Below are 14,314 nucleotides of genomic sequence, written 5' to 3'. Positions count from 1 at the left end.
GGGGGGTGCAGAGCCGCCGACCCGAGACCCTGACGACCCATCTGATCCGGGCCGGGTTCGCCGACCTCACCCGGTCCGCCTCGCTGTGGCGCGACCCCGACCTGGTCGCCGTCCTGGACAGCAGCCCCAAGGGCAGCGGAGCGGGCCGCGCGGCCGGCCCCGACCGCGGCGCGGTCGTCCTGGAGCCCGCCGACGTGGCGCTCCTGCGCTCGCTCGCCGGTGTCGCCGATCCCGACCTGGCGCTGCTCCAGCTCGTCCGCCTCGCGGCGGCCGCCCCGGACCGGTTGCGCCCGGTCCTCGCGGCCGCCGGCGCCGACACCGCGGTTCCGGACAAGGGATCTGCCGGCAACGGCTCCACCAACGGCTCCGGCGCGAACGGCGGCCCGGGCAACGGCACGGACGACGGCCCCGCCGTCGACGACGGCGCGCCCCGCCCGACCGCCGTCGACCGGCTGCTGCGGGTGCTGGGCTCGTCCTCGGCGCTCGGCGACGAGCTCGTGCGCCACCCCGCGCTGCTCGACCTGATCCGCGACCTGACCCCGGGCACCGGTGTCCCCGCCGAGGCCGTGCGCGCCGAGCTGCTGCGCGCCGTCGACGCTGATCCGGACTCCGCCGAGCCCGTCGCGGGCACCCACGGCCGGCACGGGGAGACGGCACCGGACGAGGGCACCTCGTCGTCGTACACCGACCGGCTGCGCCGCGCCTACCGCGCGCGCCTGCTGCGGATCGCCGCCACCGACGTCACCGCGTCCGAGCCGACGACGGTGCTGCCCGCCGTCGCGGCGGCGCTGGCCGACCTGGCGGCCGCCGCGCTGGAGGGCGCGCTGGCCGTGGCGCGCTCCGAGGAGGAGGACCACGCGGCCGGCGTCCGCCTGGCCGTGCTCGGGATGGGCAAGACCGGCGGCCGGGAGCTGAACTACATCTCGGACGTGGACGTCATCTACGTGGCCGAGCCGGGGGTGCTGCCCGACGGCGCGCCCGCGTGCGACGAGGACCACGCCCTCCGGGTCGCCGCACGGCTCGCGGGCCGCCTGGCCCAGGTGTGCTCGGGGGCGTCGGCGGAGCCGGCGCTGTGGCAGGTCGACGCGGCGCTGCGGCCGGAGGGCAAGCAGGGGCCGCTCGTGCGGACGCTGGCCAGCCACGTCGCGTACTACGAGCGGTGGGCCGTGACGTGGGAGTTCCAGGCGCTGCTCAAGGCGCGTCCCGTGGCGGGCGACCTGGCACTGGGGGAGGCGTACGCCGCAGCCGTCGGGCCGCTCGTGTGGCAGGCCGTGGAGCGGCCCAACTTCGTCGAGGACGCCCGTGCGATGCGCAAGCGCGTCGAGGACAACGTGCCGGTGGCCGAGGCCGACCGGCAGATCAAGCTCGGCAAGGGCGGCCTGCGCGACGTCGAGTTCACCGTGCAGCTGCTGCAGCTCGTGCACGGGCGGGCGGACGAGGACATCCGGTCGCGGACCACGCTCGACGCCCTCGCGGCCCTGTCGCGGGGCGGCTACGTGGGGCGCGAGCACGCCCGGCGGATGGGGGAGTGCTACCGGTTCCTGCGGGCGCTGGAGCATCGGATCCAGCTCTTCCGCCTGCGCCGCACCCACCTCATGCCGACCGCCGAGGCGGAGCTGCGGCGGCTGGCCCGCGGGCTGGGCCAGGGCGGCGCGGACGACCTGGTCAAGACCTGGCGGTCCGTGCGGCGTGAGGTGCGCGACCTGCACGAGGCCGTCTACTACCGGCCGCTCCTGCCGGCCACGGCGCTGCTGTCCACGAGCGAGGCGTCGCTCGCGCCGCGCGCGGCCATGGCCCGGTTCGCCGCGATCGGCTACCGCGACCCGGCCGGCGCGATGCGCCACGTCCAGGCCCTGACCGACGGCGTCTCGCGGCGCGCGGCGATCCAGCGCCAGCTCCTGCCGGTGCTGCTCGGCTGGTTCGCCGAGGGCGCCGACCCGGACGAGGGGCTGCTCGCGTTCCGCAAGCTGTCGGACACCCTGGGCTCCACCCACTGGTACCTGCGGCTGCTGCGCGACTCCGCGGAGGCGGCCTCCCACCTAGCCCAGGTGCTGTCCTCGTCGCGCTACCTCGCGGACGCGATCGGGCGGTCCCCGGAGTCGGTGCGCTGGCTGGCACAGTCCGACTCGCTGGCGCCGCGCGGCGCGCGGCGGCTGGCCGCGGAGGCGGACGCGCTGCTCGGGCGCGCGCAGGAGGTGGACACCGCCACGGTCGCGCTGCGTGCTCTCCGGCGGCGCGAGCTGGCCCGCACCGGCGTGGCCGAGGTGCTGGGCGAGCTCGGGCCGGTCGACGCCGCCAGGGCCATCTCGGACGCCGCCGACGTCGTCCTGGCGGGCGGGCTGCGCATCGCGGAGCACGAGGCGCGCGGCGAGCGGAACATCGCGCGCGGCGACGAGCCCGCCCGGCTGCTCATCGTCGCGATGGGCCGGCTGGGCGGCCAGGAGATGGGGTACGGCTCGGACGCGGACATCATGTTCGTCTACGAGGCCGTGGGCGGCGCCGGGGACAAGGAGGCCAACGACTACGCCCTGACGGTGGCGAAGGGCATGCGGCGGATCCTCACCGCCGTCGGGCCGGAGCCGGGCCTGCCCGTCGACGCCGACCTGCGGCCCGAGGGCCGCAACGGGCCCCTGGTGCGCTCCTTCCAGTCGTACGTCGAGTACTACAGCCGCTGGTCCTCGCCCTGGGAGGCCCAGGCGCTGCTCCGGGCGCGCGCCCTGTCGGGCACGCTCAGCGTGGTCGCGGCGGGCGGCCCGGACGAGGGCGCGGTGGCGGCCTCGCTGTCCGACGGCGGGGGTGCGCTGCCCGAGGGCGGGAGCGAGCTCGACCTGGGACCCGGCGCCGAGGGCGGCCGGTCGCTGGGCGCGCGGTTCACGGAGCTCGTCGACCCCCTGCGCTACCCCGAGGGCGGGCTGGACGCCGCGGTGCTGCGCGAGGTGCGGCGCATCAAGGCGCGCGTCGAGTCGGAGCGACTGCCGCGCGGGGCCGACCCGGCACGGCACCTGAAGCTGGGCCGGGGCGGGGTCTCCGACGTCGAGTGGACCGTCCAGCTCCTGCAGCTCCAGCATGCGCACGAGGTGCCGGGCCTGCGGACCACGGGCACGGTCTCCGCGCTCAAGGCGGCGAACGAGGCGGCCCTGCTCACCGACGACGACGCCGAGGTGCTGCTGGAGGCGTGGGTGCTCGCGTCGCGGCTGCGGTCGGCGATCGTGCTGTGGTCCGGGCGGACGACGGGCGCCGGCGTCGACATGCTGCCGCACGACAGCCACGCCCTGACCGGCATCGCCCGGCTGCTCGGCGACGTCGGCACGGGGCCGGAGCTGGAGGAGCTGTACCTCCGCGTGGCCCGGCGGGCCCGGGCGGTGATGGAGCGGATCTTCTACGGTGCGGAGTAGCTCACGGTCCGCGGGCCGGCCGCTCGATAGCGCGGCCGGCCCGTAGCAGCCGATCAGTAGCGCGTCGGGCTCCCCTCGAGCCAGGGCATCGCACTGCTGGGCCTGCCGTCTACCGTCGCGCCCGCGAAGCCGAGGCTCGGCGCCAGGTCCCGGTTGTTGGCCGCCGGAAAGCTCAGTGCCGGTTCCGACACCTCGTCGAGCTGCGCCGTCTGCGCGGTCGTGAGCCGGACGTCCACGGCGTCGAGGTTCGCTCGGAGCTGGTCGAGGCGCCGGGCCCCGATGAGCACCGACGTGACACCCGGTCGCGCGCCGACCCATGCGAGCGCCGCCGCGGCGGGCGTCACGCCTGCCTCGGCTGCGACGTCCACCAGGGCGTCGATGACCGGCCAGTCGCGATCTCCCGGCCCACCGACGATGCCGCCACGCATCGTGTCGGTCGTACCGCCTCCGCGCGTGAACTTGCCGGACAGCCATCCGCTCTTCAGCGGGCTCCAGGGCAGCACCCCGAGCCCGTGCTCGGCTGCCATGGGGATGAGCTCGCCCTCGACGGTGCGTTCGAGCAGCGAGTACTCGAGCTGCATCCCGACGGCGGGCGTCCAGTTCCGGAAGTGCGCGACGACCTGTGCCTCCGCGGCCTTCCACGCGGGCAGGTCCGACAGGCCGACGTAGCGGATCTTGCCTGAGGTGACGAGGTCGTCCAGCGCGCGCAGCGTCTCCTCCAGCGGGACACCGCGGTCCCAGTTGTGAAGCCAGTAGAGGTCCAGGTAGTCGGTGCCCAACCGGCGCAGCGAGGCTTCGACCTGTGCGACGACCGCCTTGCGCCCTGCGCCGCCACCGTTGGGGTCGCCGGGGAACAGGTTCCCGAAGAACTTCGAGCCCAGCACGACCCGGTCGCGCAGGCCAGGGCGGGCGGCGAGGTAGTCGCCGATGATCTTCTCGGAGTGGCCGTTGGTGTAGATGTTGGCGGTGTCGATCGAGTTGCCGCCACGTTCCAGGTACTCCGTGATCATCGCTTCGGACTCCGCGACAGGGGCTCCCCAGCCATGGTCCTCCCCGAAGGTCATCGCGCCGAGCGTGTAGGGGCTGATCCGCAGGCCAGAGCGGCCCAGCGTGACAAAGCTGTCGAGTGTCATGGGTCGATTGCACACCCGCACGACCTTGCCGAGGTAGCGCGATGCTGCCACCGGATTGCCTGATCCTTCCAACGTTGACACTGTGGGACCGTGAGTGCGTTGCCAGAGATACGCGAGCTGGTCCTCCGCCACGCCGGGGGTGCGACGCCGGCGGGGCTGGTCCTGCACCGTAGTGACGGTCCGACCGAGCCCATGCCCGGTCAGACCGCTCCCGTCTTCGTGCTCGTCGTGCAGGGCGCGAAGCGCGCGGTGCTCGGCGAGCGCGTTTTCACGTACGGCGCCGGCGAGTTCCTGGTCGCATCGATGGAGCTCCCGGTGATCGCCCATGTCAGCAGAGCCTCTGCCGCCGAGCCCTACCTGGTGATGGGCCTGGCCCTCCGACCCACGCTCATCGCCGAGCTCGTCCTGGACGCACCGCTTCCGGCGGCAGGCGGGCCGTCTCCGGGGGTCGGGGTCAGCTCGGCCGGCGACGAGCTGCTCGACGTGGTGGTCCGGCTGCTCCGGCTGCTCGACCGACCCGACGACCAGCGTGTGCTGTGGACCGGGGCCGAGCGCGAGCTGGTGTGGCGGCTGCTCACCGGTCCGCAGCGGGGGACAGTTCGGCAGATCGGGTTGGGCGACGGCAACGTCGTGCAGGTCGGCCGGGCGATCCGCTGGATCCGGGAGCACCACGCCGATCTGTTCCGGGTCGAGGACGTGGCACGGGTCGCGGGGATGAGCGTGACCTCTCTGCACCGCCACTTCCGGGCCGTCACGACCATGACGCCGATCCAGTTCCAGAAGGTGATCCGGCTGCAGGCGGCGCGAGCCCGGCTACTGGCCGAACCGGGCGACGTGGCTGCCGTCGGATTCGCCGTCGGCTATGAGAGCGCCTCGCAGTTCAGCCGCGAGTACCGACGGTTGTTCGGGCTCCCGCCGGGCCAGGACGCGGCCCGCCTGGCCGGTGTCGATCCGGCGCGTCTCGCCGACGTCTGAGGGAGGCCTGCAGCGCGCGTCTGGGACGGCGAGTGTCCATCCCCTCGGCCTGTGACGCACGATCCGCCGGAGGCCAGAAGTGTTCGCGCCATGACGGCTCCTGTGATGGCCTGAACATGGCGGAGCGAATGCGGACGAGTACCCCCTGGACGCGACGGCGACCCTGGTCGGTGGCCCGGTGCGACGGGCAGGCCGGCCGAATAAACCGTTGCCCCGGCCTCGGTCGGGAGGGCAGGGTCGGGGCAACCCGAGAGATTGGAACACCGATGACAGCTGTCACGCCCCGTGCCCTGACCCACCTGACCACGGACGTGACTGCTTTTGTCGTACCTCAACCTCGGGATCGTCGCTCATGTCGACGCCGGTAAGACCAGCCTGACCGAACGCCTGCTGCACCACTCGGGCGTGATCGACCGCCTCGGTTCCGTCGACGGCGGCGATACCCTGACCGACTCGCTCGCGCTGGAGCGCGAGCGGGGCATCACCATCCGCGCGTCCGTGGCGTCGTTCCCCGCGGGAGACGTCACCGTCAACGTGCTGGACACACCGGGCCACCCCGACTTCATCGCCGAGGTGGACCGCAGCCTCGCCGTGCTCGACGGCGCGGTGCTCGTGCTGTCCGCCGTCGAGGGCGTGCAGGCGCAGACCCTCGTGCTGATGCGCGCCCTGCAGCGGCTGCGGCTGCCCGTGATCGTGTTCGTCAACAAGATCGACCGGCGCGGCGCGCGCCCGGAGGCGGTGGCCGACGCCGTCGCGCGCCGCCTCAGCCCCGACGTCCTGCCGGTGCAGCGGGTGCTCGACGCCGGCACACCCGCGGTCCGGGTGGAGCCCCTGCCCGACGACGGCCTGCGGGCCTGGCTCGCGGGAGAGTCGCGCCGTGGGGCCGCGCACCCCGTGCTGTTCGGGTCGGCGGTGACCGGCGTCGGCATGCCCGACCTGACCGCCGCGCTGGGAACGTACCTCCCGGTCGTGGCCGACGGCGGCGGCCCGGCGTCGCCCGGGGACGCGCGAGCAGACGACGCTGCCGAGCCCGACTCGGATCCGCTGCCGGCCGCCGGGACCAACGGGCCGTCCGGCGTCGTCTTCGCGATCGACCGCGAGGACGGCCGCAAGCGGGCGTTCGTCCGGATGCGGTCCGGCGCGCTGCGGGTCCGCGACCGGATCGACCTCGGGCACGGGAGGTCCGAGCGGATCACCGGGCTGCGCGTCGCGCACCGCGGCACGCTCGAACCGCGCTCGACGGCGCGGCCCGGCCAGATCGCCGTCGTGCAGGGGCTGGCGACAGCGCGCGTCGGCGACGTCGTCGGGCCGCAGCGGCCGGGGGACGAGCGGGCGAGCCAGTTCCCGCCGCCGTCGTACGAGACGGTGGTGGACGCCGAACCGGCCGCGCGCGGGCGGCTGTACGCGGCGCTGTCCGAGCTGGCGGAGCAGGACCCGCTCATCCAGGTGCGCCGCCGCGACGAGGAGATGACCGTCTCCCTGTACGGCGAGGTCCAGCGGGAGGTGCTGGCGGCGATCCTGCAGCGGGAGTACCGCGTCGACGCGCGGTTCGGCGAGGTCCGGACGGCGCGCACCGAGCGGCTGGTCGGCAGCGGGCACGCACTGGAGATCAAGAAGCAGAACGGCAACGAGTTCCACGCCACGATCGGGCTGCGGGTCGAGCCCGCGGCCCCGGGGAGCGGCGTGAGGTTCGAGCTGGAGTGCGAGCGCGGGTCGATGCCGCCCGCGTTCTTCGACGCGACCGAGGACACCGTGCGCCGCTCGCTCGCTCGCGGTCCGTTGCGGTTCCCGGTTCCCGACGCCCGCGTGGTGATGACTCACTCGGGCTACTCACCCCGACAGAGCCACATGCACCAGAAGTTCAACAAGGCGATGTCCAGCACGGGGGCCGACTTCCGCGGGCTGGCGCCGCGCGTGCTCGCCGCCGCGGTCCGCCGGGCCGGGACGGTGGTGTGCGAGCCGGTGCACCGGTTCGTGATCGAGCTGCCGGAGGACACCGTCGGACCGGTGGCCTCGCTGGTGGGCCGGCTGGGCGGGGTGCCGTTCGAGTCGCGCGTCGGGAGCGGCGGCATCGTCGTCATGCGCGGCGAGATCCCGGCGGGGAGCGTCGCCGCGCTGCAGCGGGACCTGCCGGGCCTGACCCACGGGGAGGGCATGTGCCGCACGGAGCACGACCGGTTCGAACCGGTGCGGGAGGGGGCGTGGGCGTGACGCGCCGCGAGCGGTGCGGGGTTGCGCTGCCGGCTCCACCGCCGGCTCCGTTGCCGGCTCCACAAATCGGGCATGCAGTTGCTGCCAGGACCGGGCAGGTCCTGGCAGCAACTGCATGGTGGTCGAGTCGTCAGGAACTCACGGCGGCTGCGTGCAATGCGCCAAGTGCCTGGGTCGCGTGCCGGCCCCAGTGCGTCTCGAACCCGAACCGCCACTCCCAGAGAACATCGGCTGGGTCCGCGCCGGAGTCCAGCCAGTCCAGCGCCGAACGAAGGTCACGCCAGATGTCGGCCAGGTCGTCGGCGAGTGGCACCAGTGCGACATCAGCCTCAGTGCCGGCGGTCGGTAAGGCGGCCCAGTAGGTCGCCGCCGGACCGAGAGCCCTGTCCAGGGCGGCAAACTTGGCGCTCCAGGCCTCGTGACTGATACTCGGCGAGATCTCCGACGTCGTGACCTCGACGTCGGGAAGGGCGACAGCCGCGGCCAAGAGCGCCGCGACCCGTGCCCTGAACCCGAGGACCATCGCCCTCTCGTCCGCGCTGTCGGGCGGTTCGGCCCCGACGGCCTCGACCTCGGTGCAATACGCCTTCGCGGCATTCAAGAACGCGACGAAGGCCGGGCCGTCCAGGTCCGGGTCCTCAGTCACGGGGCCACTCCACTGTCTCGAGCAGCGCGTGTGTGCGGACGGCCGTGATGAGCTCCGGACTTCCGCTCACCTTTGTGGCGCACAGGTCATAGTCGGTCCAGACGAACCATGACTTGTCCGCGGGCCAGAGGTTTGACGGACTGGACGAGGGAAGATTCACCGAACCGAAGACATGCGGGACGTCCCACGACATCTCGTACAGCGCCAGTGAGTCGAAGTCCCACGTCGTCATCTGCGCATAGAACGCGTAACACGTGTCGGTAACCCTGGTAACGCCGGCCAGGACCTCGAGCAACCCGCGAACACTCTCGCCCTGCATCGAGCCCTCGGTCGTGGTGCCGCCAAGCTCCCGCGGGAGTAGCCACGAGCTCGGCGGCCTCGTGCTCGACTGGAGGCGAGGACTGATTGGCTCAGACGCGACGTCGGCCCATCGTCTCCGCTCCCACACGAGGTCACTCGCCGGCTCACGTGCGACCTCGAGCTCGAAGTCGTGCAGGACCCACGTGCTGTCCAGCCATCCGACGGCGTCCATCCCGGTCAGGCCGCCGTCCTCGATCGGCAGGCCCGCTAGAGCCGCCGTCGGGTCGTCCACGAGCTTCATCGTCACGGAGGCTACCGGTCGAGCATCCGGCCTGCTAGCCTCCCTCCCGATGATGACCTTCACGATCACCAGATTGGGGGTCCGGTACACCGAAGGTGAGTGCTGATGCACTCATCGAGGTCGACCGAGAACCTCCGGCTCCTTTCCTGGCAGCGGGTACGTGAGTACGCCGTACCGCCGCCGATGATCGAGATCTCCACGGCCCGCCGTCAGATGGGCGACTGGGCGGGCGCCTGCGCGGCCGCGCACGTGGACCTTGACGTGAACCTGCGCGACCTTCGACATCGTCACGGCGCCGAGCTCCCCTCTGCGGTCCGGGCGGACCTCCGCCACCTCGCACCCGACCTGCTGCGTTGGCACATGCCGCGGGTGCTGCCCGACGGCCTGCTCCGGCCCGGTACCAGCTGCACGCTCGCCCGGTACCACCTGCCCGACGGCGGCACCGGGCACCTGGTGGTCCGGACACCGCCCGCGTGGGCGGCCGGGCCGCAACGGATGAGCCTGGCGTGGTGGGACGCCGCCGACGCGGCGGCGCCACATCCCGACCGGCGATTCCGGCTCGACCTGCACCGGCACCTCTGGGATGTGCGGCGCAGCGACGAGCTCGCCGAACGAGCCGGGCGAGCGCCGGAGGCCGCAACCCCGGTCGGGCCCGACCCGGCCGTGGCTACGCCGTCGGACTGGGCGGTGACCCGGTGGGCGGCTGAAGCCGCACTCCTCGTCGAGTCGGACGGCGCGCCTGATAGTGGCGTCGTGGTATACCTCGGCGCGAGGCGCCTGGTCCTCCGCCTGGACGACGACGGAACCCCGTGGCCGCCGACGCCCGAAGACCTGGCGGACCTTCTCGACGAGGGCCGGCTCTCCGGAACGCCCCAGGCCAGACGACGTCGGGTCCCCGGCATTGCGGTGCTCCCGAATGCCGCGACCTGGGTGCCACCCGACGTCCTGCTCCTGCGGGCTGGGCTGATCGCGCCCGGCGACCTGCACCCGCTCGTCGCCCATGCGCTGGCTCCCGGAAGCATCCGCAGCCGGCGCCCCGAGTCGGCGCCGGGCACACGACAGGTCGAGTGCCGCGGCGCGTTGCACCGACTGGCGGTTGTCGACGGCGTCCTCACCGCCCTCGACCACCCTCCCGACGAGGTCCGGCGCGAAGAGCTGCTGGCGCGGCTCGGCGGAACGCCGCTGCCCTGCCTCCACGTCATCGACCAGCTGCACCGTGCGCCGACGGCGCTCGCGGACGTGCGTGCACGACTCGACCACGGCGACGTCGACTCCGCCCTGGCCGTCATCGAGAACCTCCTGGGTCCCGAGGCAGTGCTCCGGGTCGGCGACCTCCAGGACGAGCTGGCCGCGGTGGCGGCCGGACGAACCGCGTACGGCGCATACCGGGCGGGCCTTCTGCCGCTGCTGCTCGACATCGACCCCGAGGTTCCGCCCGATCCGTATGCCCGCTCCGACCAGAGCTTCCGTGCGCGCGTGGTCGCTTCCTCCACACCCCGCCGTCAGCGGGACCGGCACACCCGCCGCCTTCTCGCGGCGTCCCACTGACCTGCCCGGCCCCGGCCGGACCTCTACCACTCACAGGTGACCCATGACTTCTCAGCTTTCGGTCGCATCCGACCTCCTGTCTCTGCTCACCGGCTCGACCACCGAACCACGACCCGAACCACAGCTCACCGCACTCGCGCTGGCGGTGGCCGCCGACGTCCCCGTGCTCCTGTGGGGCGAACCGGGCATCGGCAAGACCTCGGCGATCGCGCAGCTCGCCGACTCCCTGGCTCTGCCCCTGACCACCGTCATCGCGAGCGTGCACGAGCCGTCCGATTTCAATGGCCTACCGGTCATCGGTGACGACCCGGCGCGTCTCGGCGTGCCGATGGCCCCGCCGGACTGGGCGGTCCGCCTGGCCGATGCCGGCCGGGGACTGCTCTTCCTCGACGAGCTGTCGACGGCACCGCCGGCGGTGCAGGCGGCCCTCCTGCGGGTCGTCCTGGAACGCCAGGTCGGGGCGCTTCGGCTACCCGACGGCGTCCGTATCGTGGCTGCGGCGAACCCGCGAGGCTCGGCCGCCGACGGGTGGGAGCTGAGTGCCCCGCTGGCCAACCGGTTCGTCCACCTACCCTGGCGGCACGACCCCGACGTGGTTGTCCGCGGGCTGAGCGGGACCTGGCCGAGCGCCGTCCTGCCCAGGCTGGACGCGGAGAATCTGCCCGATGCCGTGGCCTTCGCCCGGCGCGCCGTGTGCACCTTCCTCGAGGCGCGGCCCGCGCTCATGCACCAGCTGCCGACCACCGAGACTCGTCGCGGCGGCGCCTGGCCGTCGCCGCGCAGCTGGGAGACGGCGTTGCGTCTCATCGCATTCGCCACGGCAGCGGACGTGGACCGTGATGTTCTCTCGCTGCTGGTCAAGGGCGCAGTAGGGGACGGGCCGGGCTTCGAGCTGCTGGCTGCAATCGACCGGCTCGACCTGCCCGATCCGGAGACACTCCTCGCCGACCCTGCCTCGGCTGTCTTGCCCGAGCGGGGGGACCTGCGGCTGGCGGTCCTGGACGCCGTCGTGCTGGCGGTGAAGAAGCGGCCGGACGAGGGCCGGTGGACCGCGGCATGGGAGGTGCTCGTCCGAGCCCTGGACACCGGCGCACCCGACCTGCTCGTCACGCCGGTCATGACCCTGTCGACACTGCGCCGACCGGAATGGGCGGTACCTGCCGCGATCGAACGGCTCGCGGTCGCGGTGCCGCTGGGCAAGCACGCCGGCCTGCTGCCCGTGAGCGCGTGACGACGAACATGGATGCCGAGAAGCTGTATGCGGCCCGGCTCAGGGCCTGTCACCTGCGCCCCTATCTGGCGACCGCACTGTTCGCCCTGGAGGTGGTGCCGACCTCGACGGTGCCGACCATGGCCGTCGACAGGCACTGGTGCTGCTACGTCTCGCCGGCTTTCGTCGAACGGACGCCGCTGGACGAGCTCGCCGGGGTGTGGGTGCACGAGGTCTCCCACCTGTTGCGTGACCACCACGGTCGCGGCAAACGCCTCGTGGCGGCCCGGACGGGCCCCGAGGCGCGTGTCCGGCCGTTCCAGATCAACCTTGCCGCCGACTGCGAGATCAACGACGACATCGACGACGACCTGCCGCTGCCGTCGGGTGCCGTCACTCCTGCCCGGCTGCATCTGAAGCCGGGCCTGCTCCTGGAGGAGTACGTCGACGACATCAGCCCTGGTCCCTTGACCGACCCGTACGCCTGGCACGACTGCGGCAGTGGTGCCGACGGGCAGGACCGGGCATGGGACCTGGGGCAGGGGAGCTCCCACGGTTTGTCCGAGTCGGAGCGTGAGGCCGTCAGGTTCCGGGTCGCACGCGGGATCGTCGGGGCACCCGGTAGCACGCCCGCGGGGTGGCAGCGCTGGGCCAACGACGTCGTCCATCCGCCGCAGACCTGGCGCGACCTGCTGGGCGCTGCCCTTCGCTCGGCGGTGACCAGCAGCGGCGTCGGCGACAACTACACCTACGGGCGTCCCGGTCGGAGGAGTGCCTCGCTGCCCGGGGCGATTCTGCCCAGCCTGCGCCGTCGGCCGCCGCGGGTCAGCGTGGTCATCGACACGTCCGGATCGGTGAGCGACGACGAGCTCGGCACCGCACTTCTGGAGGTCTCGGCGATCCTGAAGGCAATGGGTGGACGGCGCGACCTGGTGACCGTGTTCTCGTGCGACGCGGCCGTGCAGACCGCGGGACGCGTCTGTCAGACGGAGGGGATCCCGCTCGTCGGCGGCGGGGGCACGGACCTGACGACGGGAATGGCGGCAGCCCTCGGCTGTCACCCGAAGCCCGACGCGCTCGTGGTCCTGACCGACGGCCAGACGGCGTGGCCCTCCGCCAGGCCGTCGTGCCGGACGGTGGTGGGGCTGTTCCCTCGACCGAGCAAGTGGCGCGAGGACAGCACCTACCAACGACCGTCGCCGCCGTCGTGGGCCCGCGTGGTACGGCTCGGATGATGGGTTATCGAGTGTCGAGGGACCAGGACCGGTATTCAGGGCGTGGCTGCCCGAAATCGAGACCGTTCTCGTCGAGGGCGTTGTAGACGAGCACCCGACCGTTCTCGAGAACGACTCCGACGGCGACCATCCCGTTCGCCAGGTCGGGGTCGGGTCCCCGCCACTCGAGAAGCTGCCCGGCGAGCACCCGCTGCCCATGCAGGTGCGAGAGGCCGGCCAGCGCGTCATCGCTCCAGACGAGTTCGCTCTCCGGCCAACGGACTGCGGACCGGGCATCGATGGTGTTCCAGGTGATCGAGAGCTCGTCGAACTTGTAGTGCTGGATCTCGAGCTGCTCGTTCCCGAAGTCGAACAGTACCGGCGCATCGGAGAACCACGAGTCGTCCTCGGCGTCCCAGAGCACCCAGGTGCGCCTGAGTACTCGCCCTGCCAGTGCGTCCAGGCGATCTCCGTGCCTGGCGGTGATCGCGTCGAGCCCATGCTGGTACTCAGTCTTGTAGTGCTCGATGCCGAAGTACCAGCTCGCCGAGTCATCAAAGGTCTCGGGGAGTCCGACGATCCGCTGTTCGTCAGATCGTTCGATGCCGTCCATGGGCGCGAGCGTAGGGCCGGTCACGCACCCGCCGCCGGCGGTACTCGTCGACGGCGAACGATCGATCATCGAAAGAGACCGTTCGCGGCGTCAGGCATGATTCATGCCGCCACGTTGCGGCCACGGGCTCACCGGATCGACCTCGCCGACGGCGTCCGCCACAAAGGACTTGGCGTCGGCCAGGGGCATGTCGAAGGCGCGGTGCATGGCCAGGATCGCGGTGATCATCGAGCCGGTGGCGGCGTGGACCGCGACGGGGGTGGCTGCCTTGACCGCCTCGACGAAGGCCCAGATCTCTGCGCGAACGACCGGCCAGGGGCGCGGCTCCGTCGTCGTCCGCCCGTAGTGGGACCCGATCGTCCATCCGTCGACCGTGTTGACGATCCGCACGGCGCCCGGGACCTCGTACGCCATGGAGTCGAAGGCGAAGTCGTCTCGCGGCTCGTCCGCCTCCGGCGCCCACAGCTCCAGGGCCCGGGCAAGTTCGGCGACGGGAAACGACGGCTCGGCGAGGATGACGTCCTGGCCATCGCGTACGGAGAAGTCGGCTTCCACATCCAGCAGGAACTCTGCGCCCGTCAACGCTGCCAGGCCGTTCGTGGTCAGCAGGAGGTCGATTCGCCGCGGCAGATCGGGTGCGCCCACGGTGCCGAAGTGCAACATCGCCGTCGGCTCGTCTGCGATCTCCACCGTAGCCACCATGCTCCCTCGTCACCGGCAGGCAGCAGGAGCTGCTCGTGCCGGATCATCTCAGACGGGTGCACGCCC

Annotated in this window: 11 protein-coding genes; 6 read left to right on the top strand and 5 right to left on the bottom strand. The window is 72.6% G+C overall.

What is annotated here, in order from left to right; genetic code table 11:
• Positions 1-5 precede the first annotated feature (5 nt).
• Positions 6-3,395, top strand: coding sequence for a bifunctional [glutamine synthetase] adenylyltransferase/[glutamine synthetase]-adenylyl-L-tyrosine phosphorylase (locus tag AB0I29_RS02155; RefSeq protein ID WP_357477449.1), 3,390 nt, complete (start codon positions 6-8; stop codon positions 3,393-3,395).
• A 53-nt stretch (positions 3,396-3,448) separates the two neighbouring features.
• On the opposite strand, the gene AB0I29_RS02150 is transcribed toward AB0I29_RS02155, so the two are convergent.
• Positions 3,449-4,528 (bottom strand): aldo/keto reductase, encoded by a 1,080-nt coding sequence (locus tag AB0I29_RS02150; RefSeq protein WP_357477446.1) that lies wholly within the window; start codon positions 4,526-4,528, stop codon positions 3,449-3,451.
• Between the two features lie 90 nt (positions 4,529-4,618).
• On the opposite strand from AB0I29_RS02150, the gene AB0I29_RS02145 reads away from it, so the two are divergent.
• Both AB0I29_RS02145 and AB0I29_RS02140 read left to right on the top strand, forming a co-directional pair.
• The gene (locus AB0I29_RS02145) at positions 4,619-5,503 is read left to right on the top strand and encodes an AraC family transcriptional regulator (RefSeq protein WP_357477442.1); all 885 of its coding nucleotides are present in this window, start codon (positions 4,619-4,621) and stop codon (positions 5,501-5,503) included.
• Between the two features lie 321 nt (positions 5,504-5,824).
• On the top strand, positions 5,825-7,714 hold the full coding sequence (locus AB0I29_RS02140; protein ID WP_357477438.1) for a translation factor GTPase family protein: 1,890 nt from the start codon (positions 5,825-5,827) through the stop codon (positions 7,712-7,714).
• Positions 7,715-7,844: 130 nt separating this feature from the next.
• Here AB0I29_RS02140 and AB0I29_RS02135 read toward each other — a convergent pair whose 3' ends face one another.
• Positions 7,845-8,360 (bottom strand): DUF5063 domain-containing protein, encoded by a 516-nt coding sequence (locus tag AB0I29_RS02135; protein WP_285104266.1) that lies wholly within the window; start codon positions 8,358-8,360, stop codon positions 7,845-7,847.
• Positions 8,353-9,024: a hypothetical protein gene (locus AB0I29_RS02130; protein WP_357477434.1), complete on the bottom strand. Its 672-nt coding sequence runs from the start codon at positions 9,022-9,024 to the stop codon at positions 8,353-8,355. The genes AB0I29_RS02135 and AB0I29_RS02130 overlap by 8 nt, the downstream gene beginning before the upstream one ends.
• A gap of 42 nt (positions 9,025-9,066) precedes the next feature.
• On the opposite strand from AB0I29_RS02130, the gene AB0I29_RS02125 reads away from it, so the two are divergent.
• Genes AB0I29_RS02125 through AB0I29_RS02115 form a run of 3 tightly spaced genes read left to right on the top strand, consistent with a single transcriptional unit; the run spans position 9,067 to position 12,954 of the window.
• A complete protein-coding gene (locus AB0I29_RS02125; RefSeq protein ID WP_357477431.1) occupies positions 9,067-10,509 on the top strand; it encodes a hypothetical protein in 1,443 nt (480 codons plus the stop codon).
• Between the two features lie 43 nt (positions 10,510-10,552).
• Positions 10,553-11,740, top strand: a complete 1,188-nt coding sequence (locus AB0I29_RS02120; RefSeq protein WP_357477427.1) for a MoxR family ATPase — start codon at positions 10,553-10,555, stop codon at positions 11,738-11,740.
• Positions 11,737-12,954, top strand: coding sequence for a VWA-like domain-containing protein (locus AB0I29_RS02115; protein WP_357477424.1), 1,218 nt, complete (start codon positions 11,737-11,739; stop codon positions 12,952-12,954). The genes AB0I29_RS02120 and AB0I29_RS02115 overlap by 4 nt, the downstream gene beginning before the upstream one ends.
• Positions 12,955-12,958: 4 nt before the next feature.
• On the opposite strand, the gene AB0I29_RS02110 is transcribed toward AB0I29_RS02115, so the two are convergent.
• Together AB0I29_RS02110 and AB0I29_RS02105 are read right to left on the bottom strand one after the other, a co-directional pair.
• Positions 12,959-13,546, bottom strand: coding sequence for a hypothetical protein (locus AB0I29_RS02110; protein ID WP_285104274.1), 588 nt, complete (start codon positions 13,544-13,546; stop codon positions 12,959-12,961).
• A gap of 90 nt (positions 13,547-13,636) precedes the next feature.
• On the bottom strand, positions 13,637-14,236 hold the full coding sequence (locus AB0I29_RS02105; protein ID WP_357477419.1) for a hypothetical protein: 600 nt from the start codon (positions 14,234-14,236) through the stop codon (positions 13,637-13,639).
• Positions 14,237-14,314 lie beyond the last annotated feature (78 nt).

The organism is Promicromonospora sp. NPDC050262 (genome assembly GCF_040655935.1).
Taxonomy (GTDB): Bacteria; Actinomycetota; Actinomycetes; order Actinomycetales; family Cellulomonadaceae; genus Promicromonospora.
The sequence above is the reverse complement of the archived record's forward strand: the minus strand, read 5'-3'. Positions and strand labels throughout refer to the sequence as shown.